Annotated in this window: 21 protein-coding genes; 4 read left to right on the top strand and 17 right to left on the bottom strand. The window is 63.9% G+C overall.

Features of this window, described 5'->3' with window-relative positions; all coding sequences use genetic code 11:
- Window positions 1–269: 269 nt before the first annotated feature.
- Together ccoN and ACTJKT_RS27925 are read left to right on the top strand one after the other, a co-directional pair.
- A complete protein-coding gene (gene ccoN / locus ACTJKT_RS27930; protein ID WP_053278937.1) occupies window positions 270–1,697 on the top strand; it encodes a cytochrome-c oxidase, cbb3-type subunit I in 1,428 nt (475 codons plus the stop codon).
- A 75-nt stretch (window positions 1,698–1,772) separates the two neighbouring features.
- Window positions 1,773–2,000 carry a cbb3-type cytochrome c oxidase subunit 3 gene (locus ACTJKT_RS27925; protein ID WP_440789509.1) on the top strand — a complete coding sequence of 76 codons (228 nt, stop codon included), beginning with the start codon at window positions 1,773–1,775 and terminating at the stop codon, window positions 1,998–2,000.
- 64 nt (window positions 2,001–2,064) lie between these two features.
- Here the strand turns inward: ACTJKT_RS27925 and ACTJKT_RS27920 are convergent, their stop codons facing one another.
- Window positions 2,065–2,556, bottom strand: coding sequence for a hypothetical protein (locus tag ACTJKT_RS27920; RefSeq protein WP_440789593.1), 492 nt, complete (start codon window positions 2,554–2,556; stop codon window positions 2,065–2,067).
- A 122-nt stretch (window positions 2,557–2,678) separates the two neighbouring features.
- The gene (locus ACTJKT_RS27915; RefSeq protein ID WP_440789507.1) at window positions 2,679–3,482 is read right to left on the bottom strand and encodes a helix-turn-helix domain-containing protein; all 804 of its coding nucleotides are present in this window, start codon (window positions 3,480–3,482) and stop codon (window positions 2,679–2,681) included.
- Window positions 3,483–3,561: 79 nt separating this feature from the next.
- Between ACTJKT_RS27915 and ACTJKT_RS27910 the strand changes: the two genes are divergently transcribed.
- A complete protein-coding gene (locus tag ACTJKT_RS27910) occupies window positions 3,562–4,260 on the top strand; it encodes an aspartate/glutamate racemase family protein (RefSeq protein ID WP_440789505.1) in 699 nt (232 codons plus the stop codon).
- A gap of 195 nt (window positions 4,261–4,455) precedes the next feature.
- On the opposite strand, the gene ACTJKT_RS27905 is transcribed toward ACTJKT_RS27910, so the two are convergent.
- The 14 genes from ACTJKT_RS27905 to ACTJKT_RS27840 all read right to left on the bottom strand — a co-directional run bounded on the left by ACTJKT_RS27905 (window position 4,456) and on the right by ACTJKT_RS27840 (window position 18,491).
- Window positions 4,456–4,974 (bottom strand): GNAT family N-acetyltransferase, encoded by a 519-nt coding sequence (locus ACTJKT_RS27905; RefSeq protein ID WP_440789503.1) that lies wholly within the window; start codon window positions 4,972–4,974, stop codon window positions 4,456–4,458.
- Window positions 4,975–5,196: 222 nt separating this feature from the next.
- The gene (locus ACTJKT_RS27900) at window positions 5,197–6,174 is read right to left on the bottom strand and encodes a LysR substrate-binding domain-containing protein (RefSeq protein WP_440789501.1); all 978 of its coding nucleotides are present in this window, start codon (window positions 6,172–6,174) and stop codon (window positions 5,197–5,199) included.
- A gap of 103 nt (window positions 6,175–6,277) precedes the next feature.
- The gene (locus ACTJKT_RS27895; RefSeq protein ID WP_440789499.1) at window positions 6,278–7,231 is read right to left on the bottom strand and encodes a peptidylprolyl isomerase; all 954 of its coding nucleotides are present in this window, start codon (window positions 7,229–7,231) and stop codon (window positions 6,278–6,280) included.
- A complete protein-coding gene (locus ACTJKT_RS27890) occupies window positions 7,228–7,737 on the bottom strand; it encodes a YbjN domain-containing protein (RefSeq protein WP_440789497.1) in 510 nt (169 codons plus the stop codon). The genes ACTJKT_RS27895 and ACTJKT_RS27890 overlap by 4 nt, the downstream gene beginning before the upstream one ends.
- 20 nt (window positions 7,738–7,757) lie before the next feature.
- The gene (locus tag ACTJKT_RS27885) at window positions 7,758–8,402 is read right to left on the bottom strand and encodes a DNA repair protein (RefSeq protein ID WP_097303297.1); all 645 of its coding nucleotides are present in this window, start codon (window positions 8,400–8,402) and stop codon (window positions 7,758–7,760) included.
- Between the two features lie 48 nt (window positions 8,403–8,450).
- On the bottom strand, window positions 8,451–10,145 hold the full coding sequence (locus tag ACTJKT_RS27880) for a putative porin (RefSeq protein ID WP_440789495.1): 1,695 nt from the start codon (window positions 10,143–10,145) through the stop codon (window positions 8,451–8,453).
- A 43-nt stretch (window positions 10,146–10,188) separates the two neighbouring features.
- Entirely contained in the window at window positions 10,189–10,896 is a 708-nt protein-coding gene (locus ACTJKT_RS27875) for an energy transducer TonB family protein (protein WP_440789493.1), read from the bottom strand.
- 4 nt (window positions 10,897–10,900) lie between these two features.
- On the bottom strand, window positions 10,901–11,326 hold the full coding sequence (locus ACTJKT_RS27870) for an ExbD/TolR family protein (RefSeq protein WP_009048781.1): 426 nt from the start codon (window positions 11,324–11,326) through the stop codon (window positions 10,901–10,903).
- An 11-nt stretch (window positions 11,327–11,337) separates the two neighbouring features.
- Window positions 11,338–13,149 carry a DUF2341 domain-containing protein gene (locus ACTJKT_RS27865; protein ID WP_440789491.1) on the bottom strand — a complete coding sequence of 604 codons (1,812 nt, stop codon included), beginning with the start codon at window positions 13,147–13,149 and terminating at the stop codon, window positions 11,338–11,340.
- 20 nt (window positions 13,150–13,169) lie between these two features.
- On the bottom strand, window positions 13,170–14,834 hold the full coding sequence (locus tag ACTJKT_RS27860) for a ShlB/FhaC/HecB family hemolysin secretion/activation protein (protein WP_440789489.1): 1,665 nt from the start codon (window positions 14,832–14,834) through the stop codon (window positions 13,170–13,172).
- A 74-nt stretch (window positions 14,835–14,908) separates the two neighbouring features.
- Window positions 14,909–15,520 carry a transposase gene (locus tag ACTJKT_RS27855; protein WP_169897782.1) on the bottom strand — a complete coding sequence of 204 codons (612 nt, stop codon included), beginning with the start codon at window positions 15,518–15,520 and terminating at the stop codon, window positions 14,909–14,911.
- A 384-nt stretch (window positions 15,521–15,904) separates the two neighbouring features.
- The gene (locus ACTJKT_RS27850) at window positions 15,905–16,507 is read right to left on the bottom strand and encodes a GNAT family N-acetyltransferase (RefSeq protein WP_440789487.1); all 603 of its coding nucleotides are present in this window, start codon (window positions 16,505–16,507) and stop codon (window positions 15,905–15,907) included.
- 128 nt (window positions 16,508–16,635) lie between these two features.
- Complete coding sequence (locus ACTJKT_RS27845) at window positions 16,636–17,025, bottom strand: hypothetical protein (RefSeq protein WP_440789485.1); 390 nt, start codon at window positions 17,023–17,025, stop codon at window positions 16,636–16,638.
- Complete coding sequence (locus tag ACTJKT_RS27840) at window positions 17,022–18,491, bottom strand: PAAR domain-containing protein (RefSeq protein WP_440789483.1); 1,470 nt, start codon at window positions 18,489–18,491, stop codon at window positions 17,022–17,024. Before ACTJKT_RS27840 ends, ACTJKT_RS27845 begins: the two co-directional genes overlap by 4 nt.
- Before the next feature lie 421 nt (window positions 18,492–18,912).
- Between ACTJKT_RS27840 and ACTJKT_RS27835 the strand changes: the two genes are divergently transcribed.
- On the top strand, window positions 18,913–19,176 hold the full coding sequence (locus tag ACTJKT_RS27835; RefSeq protein ID WP_016704711.1) for a hypothetical protein: 264 nt from the start codon (window positions 18,913–18,915) through the stop codon (window positions 19,174–19,176).
- 162 nt (window positions 19,177–19,338) lie between these two features.
- Here the strand turns inward: ACTJKT_RS27835 and ACTJKT_RS27830 are convergent, their stop codons facing one another.
- The gene (locus tag ACTJKT_RS27830) at window positions 19,339–19,974 is read right to left on the bottom strand and encodes a flagellar biosynthesis protein (protein WP_440789481.1); all 636 of its coding nucleotides are present in this window, start codon (window positions 19,972–19,974) and stop codon (window positions 19,339–19,341) included.
- Window positions 19,975–20,068 lie beyond the last annotated feature (94 nt).

Here is a 20,068-nt window from a genome sequence, read left to right as displayed (position 1 = left end):
CAGGCCACGGTGGTTAGGGCATTCCAGGGGTGATCCGGGGGTTTTGGTGTGGCGGTGACTATGCCCTTACGGCTCAGAGCGTTACAGATTCAGGTAAAAACTAAAAAACCGTATCAGCCGGTCGCAGACCGGCACGGGCAGGCGGGCAAATCTGATCCGTATTAATGGTTTTTTTCTGAGCCTGTTTTGTTTCGCCGGTGCTTTCTACAGTGCATGGCATGCCAGGCCGGGTGGCCTGGCAAGCCTTTGCAACCGTGGAAGCATTGACCATGAGCACAGCAACAATGGAACCGGCCTACAACTACAAGGTGGTGCGCCAATTCGTCATCGCCACCGTGGCCTGGGGCGTGATCGGCATGGCCATGGGGGTGTGGATCGCCTCCCAACTGGTATGGCCGGAAATGAACCTCGACCTGCCCTGGACCAGCTTCGGCCGCCTGCGCCCGCTGCACACCAGCCTGGTGATCTTCGGCTTCGCCGGCAGCGCCCAGTTCGCCGCCAGTTACTACGCGGTACAGCGCACCTGCCAGGTGCGGCTGTATTCCGACAAGCTCGCCGCCTTCACCTTCTGGGGCTGGCAGTCGGTGATCCTGATCATGCTGGTCACCCTGCCGCTGGGCTACACCACCACCAAGGAATACGCGGAAATCGAATTCTCCGGCGCGGTGTGGATGGCCGTGGTCTGGGTGGTCTACGGCATCGTGTTCTTCACCACCGTGGTGCAGCGCAAGACCAAGCACATCTACGTCGGCAACTGGTTCTTCGGCGCCTTTATCCTGGTGATCGCCATGCTGCACGTGGTCAATCACCTGTCGATCCCGGTGGACTGGTTCAAGTCCTACCCGGTGTACTCCGGCGCCACCGACGCCATGGTCCAGTGGTGGTACGGCCACAACGCCGTGGGCTTCTTCCTCACCACCGGTTTCCTGGGGATGATGTATTACTTCGTGCCCAAGCAGGTCGGGCGCCCGGTGTACTCCTATCGCCTGTCCATCGTGCACTTCTGGGCGCTGATCACCCTGTACATCTGGGCCGGCCCGCACCACCTGCACTACACCGCCCTGCCGGACTGGGCGCAATCGCTCGGCATGGCCATGTCGCTGATCCTCCTGGCACCGAGCTGGGGCGGCATGATCAACGGCATGATGACCCTCTCGGGCGCCTGGCATAAATTGCGCACCGACCCGATCCTGCGCTTTCTGGTGCTGTCCCTGGCCTTCTACGGCATGTCGACCTTCGAGGGGCCGATGATGGCGATCAAGACGGTCAACGCCCTGTCCCACTACACCGACTGGACCATCGGCCACGTCCACGCCGGCGCCCTGGGCTGGGTGGCAATGATCACCTTCGGCGCCATCTACCACATGGTGCCCAAGGTCTTCGGTCGTGAGCAGATGCACAGCATCCCGCTGATCAACCTGCACTTCTGGCTGGCGACCATCGGCACCGTGCTCTACATCGCCTCGATGTGGGTCAACGGCATCACCCAGGGCCTGATGTGGCGCGCGGTCAACGACGACGGCACCCTCACCTACTCCTTCGTCGAGGCCCTGCAGGCCAGCCACCCGGGCTTTATCGTGCGCTTCGCCGGGGGCGTGTTCTTCCTCAGCGGCATGCTGCTGATGGCCTACAACACCTGGCGCACCGTGCGCGTGGCCGACCCGCGCCTCGCCCTCAGCGACGCCCAGATCGCCTGATCGCCCAAGAGCACGACGCGGGCCACAACCCGGCCCGCGTCGCTCATCCCCCTCCTGCAGCACAGCGAGCCCCCGATGATCGAATTCGCACTTGACCTGCTCGGCGTGACCTTTCTCTACCTCAGCATCGGCTACTGCCTGCGCCATCAATCGGCCAAGAGCCTCGACGACGCCAGCCTGATCCCCTTCGCCGACGACCCGGAAGTGGCGCGCCGGGTGGAACTGGCCACCGGCAAGAAAATCGACGCGGTAGCGCCGGAACCGACCGAAGCCCGGCCCGGCTGGGGCAATCTGGAGATTTGAGGAATGCCCTTGACGGGCTGGAGCCACAACCGCAACGCCCGATAACCCTCAGACGGCATGGCGCTCATCCACGCTCGCGGGGAATCAGCACCTGCAGCTGCGACGCCAGGAAGTCGTCATCGAAGGCAAAGACCTCGGGCTCCTTCAGGCCATCGGCCTTGCGCCATTGCCAGCTGCCGTCGGGCAGCCCCACCAGGGACACGCTGCCATACCGCGCGGCGGTCAGGCCCATGACTGCCAGGGAAATCTGCCCGGCGGCGCCCATCACATCGGGCACGAACTCCACCGGTTTGCCGACGATGACGATGGTCAGCTTCTCGGTCTTGAAGGTCGAGGTTTTCACCGGGACGCTGGGGCTGAAGGCCACGTAGGGGTCGCGACTCAAGACCAGCAGGTCCGGCATCAGCACCGGTGCCAGCCACTGCTGGATAAGGTCGAACAGCTCGCCGATACGGTTCGTCCAGACCAGCGACTGGCTTTCGAACAGCTGTTTCTTGTGGGCTTCGCTTTCTGCGTAGCGCCGAAGCATCTCGCCCAGTTGCCGTACGTCGTCCACGTTCATAGCCCTCCGAGGAACCGCGTTTGCACACCTTGAGCATGGCAGATGCCGCCCGTGCCGTATGACTAAAAGCAGGACGCGGGCTGCGCTGCTGCCGAACGGTGACTGCGCGCTCGCCCTCAGCCCCTTCTGCCGCTGAGGGCGCGGTACTGGCTGGGAGTCAGGCCGAGGATCTTGCGAAAGGCGCTGCCCATATGGGACTGGTGGGCGAAGCCGGTTTCCAGGGCGATGGCGGCGAGCGGCAGGTCACTATGTTCGATCAGCCGGCGCGCCGCCTGCACCCGCACCTCGACCAGCCAGGCATGGGGCGTCATGCCGATGGCACGGGTGAAGTCGCGCAGGAAACGCAGTTCGTTGCGCCCGGTGCAGGCCGCCAGTTCAGTGAGCGACAGGGGCTCGGCGTACTGCTGCTCGATCAGCGTCAGCACCCGGCTGAACTCGGTGCGCCTGGCGGCCTTGGCCGCTGGTTTATCGACGGCAGCCAGGCTGGCGAACTGCAAGGCGCATTGTTCCAGAGCCAGTTGATCCTGATTGGGGTCCAGCAACAGCCGCCGCGCCTGCCGTCCCAGCGTCAGGGCCCGGGCATGTCCGGGCAGCTGCAGACGCCGCGAACCGCTGGCAATGCCCAGATTCCGTGGCTCGGCCAGCCAGCGCAGCAGCAGGTATTCACCGCCATGGTGCGACTCGGAAAACACCTCGACCCCGGCCGGGGTCAAGGCCAGGGTCCCCGGCCAGCTGTCGAAATCCTCGCGCCGGTCGCTGCCGATGGCATGCACGCCCTGCTGGCGTTCCAGGCTTACGCCGAGGCTTTGCCACTGCAGCGGATCGCGCGCACTGTAGGCCGCGCGCGGCAGCAATTGCAGGTCGAGCGTACCGCCCAGCAGTTCACGACCCAGAATCTTGCTGCTCAGTGCGCCGGACATATGAAATTTCTTGATAGATCGCGGGGCTGTGTCACGGGACACTCTCGGCATTCAGGTTAGTCAGCAACAGGAGTTGTGTATGCGCACCATCGGCCTTATCGGCGGCATGAGCTGGGAGTCCAGCGCCGAGTACTATCGCCTCATCAACCAGCAGGTACGGGACCGTCTCGGGCCGCTGCGCTCGGCGCGGTTGCTAATGTACAGCCTCGACTTCGGGCCTGTCGAACAGGCCCAGCACGCCGGGCGCTGGGACCTCGCGGCGCAGATCCTGGTGGATGCGGCGCGCCGCCTGCAGGCCGGTGGCGCCGAGTGCGTGGTGCTCTGTACCAACACCATGCACAAGGTCGCCGACGAGATTCAGGCCGTGCTGTCGGTGCCCTTCCTGCACATCGCCGACCCGACCGCCGAAGCTGCGCTCGACGCCGGCACCCTCAGCGTCGGCCTGCTGGGCACGGCCTTCACCATGGAACAGGATTTTCTCAAGCAACGCCTGGCCGATCGCGGCCTCAAGGTGCTGGTGCCAGACGCCGTGGACCGCCAGGCCGTGCACCGGATCATCTACGACGAGTTGTGCGTGGGCGTCATCAGCGACAGCTCGCGCCAGCGCTACCAGCAGGTGATCCAGGCCCTGATGGACCGCGGCGCCCAGGCCATCATCCTCGGCTGCACCGAGATAGGTCTGCTGATCAAACCGGAACACAGCCCCCTGCCGCTGCTGGACACCACCGAGCTGCATGCGCGGGCGGCGGTGGCGTTTGCCTTGGATAGAGGGGCGTAACGCCAGATCGTGGATCATTGACCGCCGCAAACCTGTAGCCGCTGCCGAGCGCCAGCGAGGCTGCGATCGCCCGGAACGGGCGCGGCGATCTTACGGATGCCAGAGGTCCTCCGGATCCCATATTGAGGTCCTTCGGACCTATCGCAGCCTCGCTGGCGCTCGGCAGCGGCTACAAGGGCAGTTAAATAGGTGGGGTCAGGCCTGTGGCGTGCGGCGCAGGCGCGCCATGCTCAGGACGTCGACGTACTGGCCGTCGCGCACCGCGTAGTCGCGCAGCAGGCCTTCGCGCTCGAAACCGAACTTGCGGTACAGGCCCAGGGCGGCTTCGTTGTCGGCGAACACTGTCAGCTCTATCCGATGCAGGTTCATCCAGTTGTCCGCCACGTCCAGCACCGCCGCCAACAGCCGGCTGCCGACGCCCTGGCCCTGCCACCCCACCGCCACGCCCATGCCGACGCCGCCGCAGTGAGCGCGGCGGATGCGCGAGTACTGCTCGATGCTGCAACTGCCGATCACCGTGCCCTGGTGCAGCGCCAACAGGGCCACCCGCCGTTCGTTGTCCGGCGCCAGGCGATTGCGCCAGACCTCGACGGACTGAAACGGCATCTGCAGCACCTGCCGGGCGATCGCGGGGTCGTTGTACAGCGCGGTGATGCCCGGCACATGGGCTTCGCTGAAACGTTCGATGACGATGGTGGGGATCTCGCCGGGCATAAGTCTTCTTTGGTTTATGCGATAGGGCTGTCGAGTGTAGAACGCCAGTGACGCGGGTGGCGAGAGGGAGCGTGTTGCGGGCGCGCGCTCCGGTACAACCGCCCTCCTGTAGGAGCTAGCTTGCTGGCGATGAGGCCAGTGGGTCTTGCATCGTTCTTGAGATTGTTTCGCGAGCAAGCTTCGCTCCTACAGAAGCAGCGAAGCAGAAGCGCGCGCCCGGGGCTATTCAAACCATTCGCTACGTTCATTGAAGGTGTGCAGGATCAGTTCCACCAGCATCCGCACTTCGGCGTCGTGCTCCACTTCGGCATTCACCGCCATCCACACCTGGCGCGGCATGGCCTCGTCGAACAGCCCGGGCAAGGCCGTCAGGCCGCGGTCGAAGCGGCTCATGTAGTGGGGCAGCAGGCCGATGCAGGCGCTGCAGCGGATCATCTCCAGCATCAGCTCGTAGGAATGCACCTGCACCACCCCCGCCAGGCGCTGCTCCACCAGCTGGTTCCACGGCCGCAACGGCTCGACCTGACGGTCCTGCTGCCACTGCACCAGCATGTAGTCGGCCAGGTCGTCCAGGCTGTCGGGGCGCGCCGCGACCCGCGAGTAACGCTTGGCGATATGCGGCAGGTAGTCCAGGCGCACCAGCGGCTGCGGCGGGCTGGTAACGAAGCTTGGCCCCGGCTTGGGTGAATCCACCCCGCCCAGCCACACCACCACGTCGGCGCTCAGGGCCCGCAGCGACAGCTCGCTGTCGATGGAGATGATCTCCAGGCGCACGCTGGCGTTGCGTCGCAGCAGGGAAATCAGGTCGCGGCCGAGGATGTCATGCAGGATCGACTCGGCCACCGCCAGGCGCAGCAGCGGCTGTTCGAGCACCGGCAGCGTGCGTTCGTGGGCCAGGGCGATCAACTGCGCCTTGAGCTGCTGGCCTTCGCGGCTGAGGCTCAGGGCGCTGCCCTGGAAGCTGAACAAGGAACGGCGCAGTTGTTCCTCCAGGTGCGCCAGCTGTTTGCGCAGCAGCGTCGACTTGATGTTCAGGCTGCGCGCCGCCTGCATGAAACAGCCGCAACGGGCGGTGACCAGGAAATACTGGGCCAGCTCCGGCTCGATCCCGGCGGCCAGGGCCAGCCAGGCTTCCCGAGGCTCGGCCTGGGCGATGTAGGGTGTGATGCCCGAGATCGGGACGGGTTCCAGAAAGGACATGGGTGACTCCCTGTCGTGTGGGTGATGGCATCCATTGCACGTTGTACGGGCAGCGACGGCTTTGCCGTCTATCGNCGATAGCGGTATCAGCCACGCCGCCCCCCTAAAGCTTCTCCTCCAGCACCTTGTTCAACTGCGCACCGTCGATACTCAGGGTCGCAGTGTCGAGCATGCCTTCCAGGTAGGCCTTGGCGATCTGTTCCTGGCGCTGGACCCGCAGGGCCTGGGTCAGGCGCTCGCGCAACTCGTCCAGGGTCGCGGTGCGGGCCGGTTGCTGCTCGGTCAGCTTGAGCACATGAAAACCCGCCGCGCTCTGCACCGCATCGGACACTGCGCCGACCTTCAGGCGCGCCACGGCACCGCGGACCTCGGGCAGCAACTGCTGCAACGGCTGCAACCCCGAGTCGCCGCCGCGCCGGGCGCTATCGGGCTCCTGGGAATACTGGCTGGCCAGGGCGGCGAATTCGCCGGGGGCGGCCTGGGCCTTCTTGCTCAGTTCCTGGGCCTGCTTGCGCGTCGCCTCCAATGCTTGCGGATCGCCGACCGCAAGGAAGATCTGGCTGACCCGGTACAGGGCCGGGGTCTGCCACTGCGCCTTGCCCGCATCGTAGGCCTGCTGCAATTCAGCCTCGCTGGGATAGCCGGCCGGTACCTGGCTGACCGAACGCAAGTAGTCGCGAAAGACGATCTGCTCGGTGGCCACCCGGGTCTGCAAGGCCACATCCGGACGCTGGCGCCAGCCCTGGGCATCGGCCTGTTCGAGCACGGCCTTTTCCGCCAGGCGGGTGCGAATCCAGTTTTCCAGGGCCGGGCGATTGCCCCGCAGCTGTTCGCGGGACGGCTCGGGCAATGCCGCGAACAGCGCCTTGAGTTCTTCCGGCGCCACCCGCTGGTTACCCAGGCGCGCCACCGCCGGGCCGTCGTCGACCGGGCTGGCGGCCATCACCCTGGGCTGTTGCGCCGCCACCGGGTCGCTGCCCGGGCGCACGCCCAGCCACACCGCCAGCGCCACCAGGGCCAGGGCCCCGACACCGACCACCAGGCTTGGCTTCTTCACTGCGCAGGCACCTCGACAGCGGCCTCGGGCGTTGCCTCGGGCGTTGCTTCAGGCGCATCGGCCTGGGCCTGCAGGCGCGCGGCGTGCTGGCTGTAGTCGCGCAGGTAGACGATGAATTCCTGCAACAGCCGGTCCCAGAGTTCCAGCTGACTGCGCAGGTGATCGTGGCTGACCCCGGCCACCACCACGTCCATTTCCATCACCAGGAACTCGCCCTGCACCGACAGCCGGGCAAAGCGTCGCGAAGCGTTCCACAGCTCGGCCAGGCCCGCTGGCAACTCGCCCTGGACCCGCAGCGCGCAGCTGAAGGTGAAGTCCACATAGCTACCCTGTCCAGCACCCACCGCGTTGCCGAAGCGCACGGCATAGCCGATGCCCTGGCTGGCGCTGAGCAGTTGCACGATGCCGTTCTGGTCGGTCTGGTTGACCCGGTAGCCGGCGCCTTGCAGCAGTTCGGTGAGGCTCTGCGGGGTGACGCTGGCGATCAGTTGGGTTTGTTCAGTCATGCTCGATCCGTCCTTGATATTCAGTGGGTGCTCGCTGCCTGGGGGGCATCGAACTGGGTCTTGTACAGGTCGTCGCCAAAGCCTTGGGCCAGTTCTTCGAACTTGACCCGGGCGCCGCCGGCGAAGGGCTGGCGGATCTTCATCACCTCAGCCACATCGATCTTTTCGTAGGCCGCGAGGATCTGTTTGGCCACGCCATACATCTGCTGATTCTTGACCGAACATTGCTGCACTTGTGTGTCACGTTCGCTCAATTGCGCCTGGAGCCGGGCCCGTTCGGCCTCTTTGGCCCGGGCCATGACCAGCAACTCGTCATAGGCCTTCTTGAACTTGCCGATCTGCTCGCTGCTGGCGGCCATCTGCGCCTGGGCCTGGCTGTGCAGGTTCTGCTGCTGGCCGGCCAGTTGCTCGGCGACGCCACGGGCCTTGGCCAGGTCGGCGGTCAGTTGCTTGATCTGCGCCTGCGCCTGCTTGGCCTGGTTTTCGGCGGCGACGCGGGCGGCACTGGCCTGGGCCTGTTCGCTCTGCAGGGCCTGCAACTGCTGGGTGGTGCTGCGCAACTGAGTGCGCAGGCGCTCCTCCATGCCTTCGGCGCTGGCCCCGCTGGCCACCAGCACCCCAAGGGTCAGCAACAGGCAGCGCCCTGCCCTGGCTCGCGTGTTCATCGCCGTGCTTTTCATAGCAAGACTGGTCATGACAATGCCCCTTGCGCCCTAGAAGCGCGTGTTGATTTCAAGCTGCAAGACATCGATGTCGAACGGCGCGCCGTACACCGCCTCGGAGCTCAGCCAGCGGCCGGTGGCGAAGACGTTCTTGGCCAGGCCGTAGTTGCCGCCGAGGAAATAACCCTTGGCGTTGGTGCCGCCGAGGTGGAAGGAGGAATCGTTGAAGCCGTCAGGCAGCGCATCGGGCTGGATGTACTTGTAGCCGGCGAACAGGTTCCAGTCGCCCTGCTTGGCCAGCTCCAGGCTGTTGCCCAGGGTGAACTGCACCATCCAGGCGTTGGCGCCGCTTTCCAGCTCGCCGTTGCTGTCCAGGTTGTTGACGATCTGGCCCTCGGAGCGCTTGCGCATCTCGCCTTCGTCGTAGCCCAGGTTGTGGATGTAGTTGGCCTGGCTGCGCAGCTTGAAGTTCTCCGGCAGGTCGGCGTCCCACACCAGGTTCAGGTCCAGCAGGTTGAACTCCGAGGCCAGGCCGACGAACTGCGGCTGCGGGGTGGCGGCCGGGTTGAGCGGGTTGGGCGTGATGTCGCGCAGCAGGAACACGCTGTTGCCCTTCTGCATGAAGGCCACGCGGCTGCCGTCGGTGTCGCAGCCCGGCGCCCCGGCCCAGGGCTCGCAGGCACTGGAGCGCTGGCCTTCGATGTCGTCGAAGCGGTAGTAGGCCAGCGCGCCCTTGAGCCGGTGGTTGCTGTTGATCGCCCAGTTGGCGCCGATCTGCGCGCCGTACAGCCACTTGTTGTCGCTCTCTTCCTTGTCGAAGCCGTTGCTGGTGGAGGTGTCGTTGGTGTACTCCACCGGGAACGCGCCGACCGTACCGAACAGGCCCCAGTCACGATTGAGCTTGTGGTTGAAGATCGCCGCCACGCCGTCGAAATTCAGGTCTGTGGAATACAGCATGTCGGTGGAGAAGAACGGGTTGGCGATCCGCCCGCCGGTCAGGGTCAGGTCGTCGGTGGCCTTCCAGGTCAGGTAGCCCTGGTCGAGCCAGATGTCCTTCTTGCCGAACCCGCCGCCCAGGGTCTGGGTGGTGGACACCGGGTTGTTGTCCGAGCCGGTGCCGATGCGGATGCCGGCGGTCCAGTTCTCGGCGACCTGCGCCTTCATGCCCAGCCGGGCGCGCAGGCGGAACAGGTTCTCGCGGTCCTCGCGGGTGTTGAGCAAGGGCGGCAGGTTGGTGCTGCTGTTGGGGTTGACGTCGTACGGGCCCTTGTCGTTGAGCTTGGCGAAGTCGACGATCTCGTTGCTGTTGCTGCCCGAGTAGTAGCGCGACTCGTCGCGCAGGCGAATGTCGCCGTCGAAGCTGATGCGCGATACCCAGTCCGGGAAGGTGTTGGGCTGGGCCCAGTTTTCCTGCTTGGCGGTGGCCATGACCTCGGCCTTGACCTGGTCGCGGATCTGGTCGCGGACGATGGCCGGCACGTATTGCACCCGCACATCCCCCGGGGTCGCCGCCGGCCCCGCCGCCACCGCGGTGTTGGCCTGGCGCGCCTGCTGCGCTTCGCGCTCGGCCTGGGCGATCAGGCCGTCGGCCTGCTCCTGTTTCAGCACGCCTTGCTGCACCAGCAAACGGATCAGATTGATCGTGGCGTTTTCCGAGGGCGCAGCGGGCGCGGCCGCTACCGGTCCCACCAGGGTCGCGATGACCATGCCGATCGCCAGGGACAATCGATTCACGTTGGAAATCATTTGCACACAGCTCCTTTTGGCAAAACTTGCATCAGTCGTTCGGTTAACCCGGACGCCGCCCCTGCAGGGACAGGCGTACAGGCAGGGTCAGGGAGGCCGGCGGCCGTTCCGTCAAATGCGGCGCGCCGCGCAAGGCGGCCAGCACCTGGGTGTCGATTTCCGGGTTGCCGCTGGACTTGACCAGCTCGACCCGGGTGATCTCGCCGACGGCGCTCAGCCAGACGTCGGTTTGCAGCGAAAAGGCCTGGTTGCGCAGGTCCGGGTTTTCCCGCAGCACGCGCTGGAAGGTGAAGGCCAAAAACTGGCTGTAGGTACCGTTGCCCAGGCGCCCACCGCCGGAGCCGGCCATGCCGCCGCCCTTGCCGGCGCCGATGTTGAAGGCGTCGCTGCCGGCCTGGGCATCGCCATCCATCTGCATAGGATTGGCCAGATCGTCCACCGGCGACGGCGGCGCCTCTTCCTCGGGCTTGACCTGTTCCGGCTCCGGGGTCGGTTCCGGTTCGGGCACCTTCTCCTCGACCTGAGGCTCCGGCTCCTTGGGTTTTTCCGGCGGCGGTGGCGGTGGTGGCGGCAACGGGATGATGGTCGGCACCTTGGGCGCTTCGCGGCGCACCCCGCTCATGTCGTTGGCCCACTGCCAGAGCAGCCAGGCGGCGCCAGCCCCCAGCAGCAGGCCCACGCCCCACCTGAGCAGGCGCGGCGCTGTGCGGTTTTTCACTGGCGGCAGGTGGATCGGTTGTTGTGCAGTCATGGGGTCAGCCCTGGCTCGGTTTGCCGGTGACCAGCCCGACCTGGGACAGCTCCAGGCGGCGCAGCAGGTCCAGGACCTCGATGACCTTCTGGTACTGCACCGTGGCGTCGCCGCGCACTATCACCGGGAAGTCCGGGTTCAGGGCCTTTTCCATGCGCAGGCGTTCTTCCAGCTCCGGCAAGGTCACCGGGTAGGCGTCGAGGAACACCTGGCCGCCGTCGTTGACCGAGATCGCCTTGGTCTTGGCCTCCGACAGCGACACCGAGGCGCTGGCCTTGGGCAGGTTGATCTGGATCCCGGAGACCTGGGCGGTGGCGGTGAGGATGAACATCACCAGCACCACCATCAGCACGTCCACCAGGGGCGTGATGTTGATGCTGTCCACTGCCGCGTCGTCATCGTCGTCGTGGGAGGCGTTCACAGAAGCCATGACGTTTCTCCTCAGGCCGGTACGCTGGCGTTATGAACGCGCGCAGGCGCGGCTTCACTGGACTGGCTGGCGCCATGCAGCTCGGCCAGGCGAGTGATGAACTCGTCGACGAATACCCGCATGTCGGCGCTGACTTCCTTGTTGCGGGTAATCAGCCGGTTGTAGCCGAACAGCGCCGGGATCGCGACGAACAGGCCCATGGCGGTGGCCAGCAAGGCTGCGGCCATGCCCGGGGCGATGGCGTTGATGTTCACGTCGCCGGCCATGGCCGTGCCGAGGAACACCACCATGATCCCCAGCACCGTGCCCAGCAGGCCGATGTAGGGCCCGCCGGCGATGGCGTTGGACAGGGTCGAGAGCTTGGAACTGAGCTGCTGGTTCTCGCGGGTGCGCACGCCGTCCATGGAGCAGCGGATGGCTTCGATGGTCGCCGCCGAGACCGACGAGGTGTCGGCGCCCTGCTCGCGACGGGTACGGATCTCCTGGACCGCTACCTGGTACAGGCGCCACAGCGAGGAATACTCCAGGCGCTGGGCCAGTTCGCGGTCGTCGGCGAACATCTCCAGGCGGGTGCCGACCCGGGCGAACTGCTCGCGGAACAGCTGGTTGGCACTGCTGACGCGGCCGACCATGCGGTTCTTGCGGATCATGATGATCCACGACTGGAACATCATCAGCACCAGCACCGCGATGATCACCCAGGCGTCCACCGGTACGGCCTTGAGCAAGAAGCCCAGGCTGCCGAAACCGAAGCCCGACTGTTCTTCGTCGACGCCGTACACCACCAGCTTCGACTCGGCGCCCTGGGCCGCGGCATCGGCCAGCAGCAGGCCGGCGGGACGGGCCACCTTGGACAGGCGCAGCTCGTCGATGGCGCCGTTGAACGGCAGGAACACACTGGCCTCGGCGCCTGCAGCCGGCGGCAGGTCGGCACCGATGGCCAGCGGCGAATTGAACGCCGGCAACGCCACCGCCAGGCTGGCGCTTTCGCGGCCATTGACCAACAGCGCCAGTTGGCTGCCCTGGGCGGTCAGGGCCAGGTGCTGCCACTGCCCGGGGTTGAGTGGCTGGGTCGACACTGCGCGCTGGCCGTCGACCTCGACAAAAGGCACACCCTGGTTGACCCCGATCAGCAGGCTGCTGGTCCCTTCACGCCGGGCCAGCAACAACTGTTCGCCACTGGCCTGGTCCAGGCGCAGCCAGGCGCTGAAGGTAAAGGCGCCATCGGCGCTGTGTTGCAGCGACGGGCTGGCCGGCAACAACAGCGGCTGGCCATTGAACTGCAAGGCCCGGCCGATGACCCCGTCGATACTCGCGCCGGTGGCGTTCTGCGCGTGGTTGCCGTAGGCCGTGGTGTCCTTGGCCGGGGTGCCGTTGGCGCCGTCGAAGTGATAGAGAGCGATGTAGTTCGGGTCGAAGGTCAGCTGGCCGTTGGCGCTGGCCGGGGCCTTCTGGTTGCCGTAGTACATCCAGATGTCCTGGCGCTGGCCGCCCTCCACATTCGGCACATCGACCCAGACCAGGGCCATGCCCATCAGCGGGTCGAAGCTTTCGATCTGGTGGTTGAACACCGTCTTGTCATCGGCGCTGACGAAACGCAGGTCGGAGCCGTCTTCCTTGACCCCGTCGAAACTGAAGTTGCCGGTGTGCAGGCGCACCAGCAGCGCGGTGCGGCCCAGGGCCTGGTTGATGGCCGCGCCTTGCGGCGTGGTGTCGATGGAGATCTGCTTGCGGTAGTGCCAGTCGTCCTGCCACCACGCCTGGGCGGTCGCCGGGAGCACGAAGCCCAGGCAGATCAACAGGGAAATCAGTAAGCGCTGCATGAAAGTTACTCCGTGAAAGATCAAAACGTCGCCTGCACACTGAAGTGCACGCGCGAGTCCTGTTTCTGGGTGTTCGGTCCATCAAGCAGCGGGTAACCCCAATCCAGGCTGCCGGAAAGCCATTTGCTCAAACTGGCGCGGGTGCCCAGGCCGACGCTGGCCAGGCTGTAGTCGGCCTCCTGGTCGGGAAGCTCGTCGCGCAGGTACATCTGGGCCCCTTCGGCGAAGGCGTAAAAGCGCCATTCGTTGACATAACCGCCCAGGTACTTGGCCAGGGACGGCGTGCGCAGTTCCTGGGAAAACAGGTAGCCGTCATCGGAGGTGCGCTCGGCCGCCAGGTAGCCGCGCACCGAGGTGGCGCCGCCGGCGGAGAACTGCTCGTTGGACACCAGCGGCCCCGAGGCCAGCTGGAACGCGGCCTTGGTCGCGGTCTGCCAGTCGTTGGCGAAGGTGTAGGTGTAATTCACATCGCCCTTGAGCACGGCGAAGCTGGGGTTGGCGCGGTAGCGCTTGTAGTCGAAGTCTTCGTCCGAACTGCTGTAGCCGAACAGGCTGCGGGTGCCGGCCACCAGGCTCAGGCCGAGGCCCAACTGGGAGGTCTCGGTGTAACGGAAGCCGTTGTAGGCGAAGGTGAACGGCGCGTACTTGAGCGGCACCTTGTCGCTTTCGCCGCCCAGGCTCAGCTCTTCCTCGAAGTCCTTGAAATCCACCCCGACCGAGAACGAATTGGCCCAACTGCCGCTGGCCGGCAGGCTGTAGATCAGCGACAGGCCGTAGGAATGGCCCTTGCCCAGCACGTTGCTGCCGCCGATGGTGGCGACGTTGCTGTCGGACTTGTAGCCGGCGAACTGCAGGCTCCAGCGCTCATTGAGCGGCGCGGTGTAGGAACCGGACCAGACCTTGGCGTTGTCCTGATCCTCGGGCGCGGTGAAATAGGTCAGGGAAATGCTGTGGCCCAGCTGCCAGAGGTTGTTGTAGCCCAGGCTGGTGACCGCCCGCAGGTGCTTGGTGTCGGCGCTGTAGTCGTTGTTCAGGCCGATGCTGGCCTGCCAGGGGTTCTGGTCTTCCACCTGCAGGTCGACGTCCATGGTGCCGGGGCGCTGGCCTTCGCGGACCAGCGGCATGACCTGGCGCCCGGGGGTCTTGTTCAGGCTCGCCAGCTGGCCCTGGACCTTGGCGAAGTCCGGCACCTGGCCTTCCTGCAGCGCCGGCACCTCGTCGCGGATTTCCACCGGCGAATAATGCTTGGCCCCCACCACCCGCACCCGCCCGACCTTGGTCTCGCTGACCTGCAGATAGACGATGCCGTCCTCGACCTTCTGCTCCGGCAGCTCGACGAACACCGACTGGTAACCGCGGGCCTGGTAGACCTTCTGCAAGGCGTCGCGGGCGCCCTCGATATCGCTCAGGGCTTTCTGCGGGCCGAGGAAGGGATACACCGCTTCTTCGATGGCCCGGGCATCGAGCACGGTGTTGCCGCGCACGAAGTACTCATTCACATCCACCAGCCGCGCCGCGGGTGCGGCTTCGCCTTGCGCCGCGCTGCCTTGCGCCGGTTCGCCTTCCACCGGGCCGCCCTCCTCGGCCAACAACGGCTGGCTCAGCGCAACCAGCGCCAGCCAGCCGCACACCGGCAGCCAGCGCCTGGTCGGCCCCGGCCGCCCCCTATCGAACAGATGCTCCACACCGCCCCCTAGATTTCCAAGAATGTCGAACCGCGTCGAAACCGCCGTCGCCGTCTGTACGGCGTTTGGCCGGTTCAATTGCTCAAGGTCGATGTCGTGGCGTGCTTGGCCAGCCAGCTGTGCAGCAGCGCGAAGTTCAGCGAGAACTCGGGCATTTGCAGCAAGGCGCCACAGAACACTTCACCGATGATTTTCTGGATCAGCAGCACCGCCCGTGCGTCGTTCAACAGCGTGGCGATGTCACGGCTCAGCACACCGAGGCTCCAGACCTTCTGGTTCAGGTCCAGGCCGACGAACCAGCGAAACAGCAGGTTGTAATTGAGCTGCTCGTACAACTGCTGCTCGCCGGGCACCGAATACAGCAGCTGCAACAGCAGGATGTGCATCACCGTGCGTGGGGCGATGAGCATGCCGGGCTCGGCATCCAGGCCCTGGAGAATGTCGCGGTGCTGGTCGAGCAAGGCGTCGATCTGCGGACGCAGCAACACCAGCGAATGGCCCGGCGGGATGTAGCTCGACACCTCTTTCAAGGCGCCCTGCCAGTCATCCTGGGAAACGATCCAGACCCACGGCGCACCGTAGCGATAGACCGACACCGGCTTCTTGCGCGCGGCTTCGACTATCTTCGACAGCCGCTGATCCAGCTCCTGCATGCCCACTTTCGCGTAGCGTTCCATAGTCCCCATAACCTCACTCCCGGCGTCCCGCCTCGGCTCAGAAAAGTGGCCAGAAGGCCCCCTCAAGCGCGTCACATATCCATGACGGGACTGGCGAAGTGCTACCGAACTTTTGTCACAAAAGCTTCACTCGGGAGAGGCAGAGACTTGTCCGTGATGCCCAGGAACACCTGCGCACCCGACTCAGGAATACGCGATGGCGGTTTGCAGGAAAGACGGGGGAATCAGTGAGACAGCCCGCAGAAGAGCGAGCTGGAAAAGGCTGGATGAGCGGTGTTGATCAGGAATGTCGTATGAGGACTTGTAGGAGCGAGGCTTGCCCGCGATAGCGTCGGCACTGTCGCCGGTGAGCTGGATGGACTACACAAGACCCACAGCCCACCACCATCGCCGCTATAGAAACTGCCCGTCTGGCAGGCCCAGATCAATCACCCCACTGGCCAATGCCGAAGCCGCCGCCACAGCCTTCGCTGAAAACAGCCGCAACAGCACAACCTTACCCAGCGTATCGCTGCGCAACGCCCCCTCGTGCCGATTGCCGATCAGAACCACATCCGGCGCCACCTGCCACCCGCCCGCCCGGGCATAGAAACGCGCCAACGGCGGATCGCAGGTAAAGACGCCAATATCGAGATGGCTGTGCTCCATGCAGCGAGTGGCCGCGGCAACGGTCCTCAGCCCCAGGCCTTGCCCCTGAGAATCGGGATCAGTCATGACGCAACTGAGCCCACCCATGTCGAAGGTGTCGCCACCATGCTCGATCGTCTTCATGACAACAGCGGCATAACTGACCACCCTGTCGTGCGCGCAGATATAGAACGAGAACGCGTCGAACACAGGGTCGTGCAACGGTGCGACCTGCGCTTCTTCAGGCGCATCCGGCTCGGGATAGACACGTAGCTGCAACAAGGCAAATTCTTGCCGCAAGGCCAAAGAGGCCCGGTTGTGGGCAATAGCGTCGACAGCCCCCGGTTGCGAGGGCTTGAGGTCTGTCATGGGGTTGTCCTTGTCTGAAATGACCTGGTGGATAGAGCGATATTCTTGCATGCCGATTTACTGAAGTTGATCAGACAGGACGGCATTTTCCATACTGAACATGAAGCGATCTTTCCTTATAGTTGCACTTAACCTCTAAGAATTTTGACTGCAATTACTTCCAGAAAAAGACTCGCCAACAAAACCCATCCGATGTACTGCAACATAAGCAATCGCCCCTTGAGAGGCTCCGGAAAGTTCTCGATATCCCCCTTGTCCAACGCCCCATACTTAATGAGATAGTTCGAGAACAACAAACAACTGCCCACTCCCGCCACCATCATCATCTTCCCCCAAGGCCCCATGAATAGATAAAACCGATAGCTATTGATCAGCGAGCAGTTCTTGACCGCCTCCAGAATGCTATCCATGCGGGTATAGCCTAAATAAAGGTAGTACCCCATCACGATAAACATACCGAGAAAAGTTACGCCCCCCAAAGAAGCAAGCACAATGTCGGCGGTGTCAATTTTGCTCATTGCCCCACCTCGTAAACAACCTTTCCAATAATTCCCCCAATAAGCTCTCCCCCTTCCCCGGCATAATAAGTTCCTCCACCGGCTACCACCAAACCACAGACTACCGAGCCGATACCCCCCGTGGGGACTCCAATAGCCAAACAAACTCCCCCCGCGCCCCCCAGACTGATTAAGCCCGCTGTAATAGCCCCTGCAGCTACCCCACCCGTAAAGCTTCCAGCTTCCATAAACTTCACCTTCTCACAAGCCTCCTTGTTTCCTGCCAAACAAACATCCTGCACCTTCACATAAGAAGCTCCGCCGCCTAAAGCGATGCCAAGCCAGCCGCCCCACTTAAGCACCTTGGAGGCTCGGGAAACACCCTCAATATGCGTCGCGTACCCCGGTATCTGCCCCACTGCGCCCGCCTGGGTCCAGCGATGTACCAAACTCCGACTGGAAATCCCCAAGGCACTCTTAAGGCTGGGGTGATCGGGAAAGGCAATGCTCATTTTTGTAATGGACAGCAGGCTAGCGTCCAACTGTGCGAACAGTTTTCTTCTTTCGCTAAAGAACTCGACACTGCGCAGATGCCCATCCCGCAGAAAGAACTTCTGATGAAGCGCTTCGATATCCAGCAAGGTTCTTTTCAGGCCATCCATGTGATTGCCCGCGGCCGCCGTCCCCACGTTTAATGCCGTTGAGCCATAGGACAGTATCGATTCAACCTGCGCCCGGTGCTTGAGCATAAAGGCCGCTTCCTCATCGCTCATGGACGCCAGTGCCGCACTGACCTTCTCCGCCGCCTCCATCAGCAGCGCTTCTTCGCGAGTACATAGGTTGTTATCGGGATGACTGAGCACAACAAGTTGCCCAGGTTTGGCAGGACTCGATAGCTGGGGATTGAGCCGGCGGAATTTCTCCAGCACAACCTCATCGGCCTGGCCGAACAGCACCGTCTCCAGCGCAGCCCGGCTCATCGGCGTTTGCACGATATGAAACCCCGGCTCTACCAGGTGTTGCGTGTCCTGCACGGACAGCGGCGGGGAAACGATATCGCCGTGAGCAAGGGTCAGGCCGCGTACCTGATCCCGCGGCACCGCATCGGCAAACTCATTCTGCGGGTAGCCCTTATGAATGGCGTCGGCCCAGCGCTGGGTATTGATCACCGCGGGCCCGACGTAATCGCTGTCGAGCGGGATAGCCGGCTGATTCCCGGAGCAGACCGTCCACTGAGTAGCGACCAGACGGTTGGCCCCGCTCGGACAGCCGCATTGCACCAGACCACCCTCCACCGCCGTGGCTTGTTGGTTATCCACCCAAGTGTGATGACCCTCAGCGATATAGCCCACCGTCTGGCACACCGGGCACCACACCGGGTCGGCAATACGGGCGACCCGTTGATCCACAACAAAGGTGGTGGCCGATCCGGCGATGACCTTGCCGCCGGTTGTGGTGGGGTCGCCTTCCCTGATGACAAAAGCCATGGCCTACGTTCTCGATGAGGGATGGCCCTCGAACGTAACGACGCATCACCGACTGCTGAATCAGGCGATCCTGAAAAGCTTGCCCCTCTGAAACCCGCGTAAACAAAGGGCAGCGGACAGCGATTGGCCCTACACAACTTGCAGAAAGTGCTGACTTGTTTGCTGCGGAAACCACGCCCTATAGTCCTGGTTCGCCCATAAGGCGACCGGGTTTGGCGACCTGGCCATTCATCTACAAGCAGTCACGCTTGCAATCTTTGCCGTCGGGCCTTTATGTTCGCGGCGATCTTTTATGGCGGCTGTGCGCGGGAGATCTTCGGATCTGCCGATTTGTGGATGGTCGGTTCGCCAACCTGCGTGCAGCTGCCACCCTTTCGTTTGGCGACGACGGCAGCTCCTCTCATCCGCGAAGGAGTACCCCATGAACAAGCAATACATCCCCCTCACGGGCATCGACAGCCTCATCCCCTGCCTGCTGATCGACAAAAACACCCCACTCGACGTCCTCCACGCCAACAGCGCAGCCCGCCTGCTGGCCGTCACCCAAGTGCTGGAAAGCCTCGCCCGCCTCGACCTGAAAGACGCCGACAGCGCCGACCTGCAACACCTGGCCAACGCCAGCGCCATCCTGCTGCGCGACAGCTGCGACCTGCTCGACGTCATGGGCTGGCGCCTGCAGGCCTGACACCGCACACCTGTAGCCGCTGCCGCAGGCTGCGATCGGCCGAATGGCCGTGACGGTTTCAAGAGCGCNAGCCTGCGGCAGCGGCTACAGGGCAAGCGTCAGGGGAGTAAGCACCCGGGGGCCATCAGCATGCGGGCGCCCGGCAGTTGAACAACCCTGGATTCAGAGCTGCTTGGCCATGGACTCGCTGATGGCCTGCAAGCCGGCCTCGGTGATCAGTTTCCAGTCATCCTCGGTAATCATCTGCATGCCTTCGCGTTTCAAGGTCTTGACCTCGACAGGCGAGGACGCGCTACCGGTGTCCACCTTCAGGTGCGATTTGTTGTTCACCGCAACGGAGAAGGCACCCGGCGACATCCATGACCAGAACTCGACCACATGCACGGTGATGGTCCTGGCATCCGGCGCCTGCTCGGTGCTCGGCACCACTTGATAACCGGCTTTGCCGTAGGCGGCGCCGATGCTCTTGGCAATCAGCGTGCTGACCTTGACGCCCTCCGGCAACAGCACATCGCCCAGCCCCATGCCATAGCCATTGCGCTTGCGCGCAATCGCACGCTCGGTGATCGCCTTGTCGTTGATCTCGCCATTCTTCAGCGAAGGAATGTCGGCACTGCGCGGATCGGCTTCAAAACGACGCTCGTCGAGCACGTTGATCACCACCTTCTGGCCGTTGCCATTGGCCACTTCAGGCCCGTCGATATCTACCACCGAACGGCTGGTGGCGCAGCCGAACAAGGTCGTGGTCGCCAGCAGCAAACCAGCGAGTTTCAGGTATTTCATGACGACTTCAGTCATTGGCATCCATCCAGTTCCGATTCAGAAAATAAGGCCGCCCGACGCCCCAGGCGTATTCGGGTGACGCAGAATAATGCGCAATGACATTAAATTG

This window comes from Pseudomonas sp. 22526 (assembly GCF_052044735.1).
GTDB lineage: Bacteria > Pseudomonadota > Gammaproteobacteria > Pseudomonadales > Pseudomonadaceae > Aquipseudomonas > Aquipseudomonas piscium.
The sequence above is the reverse complement of the archived record's forward strand: the minus strand, read 5'-3'. Positions and strand labels throughout refer to the sequence as shown.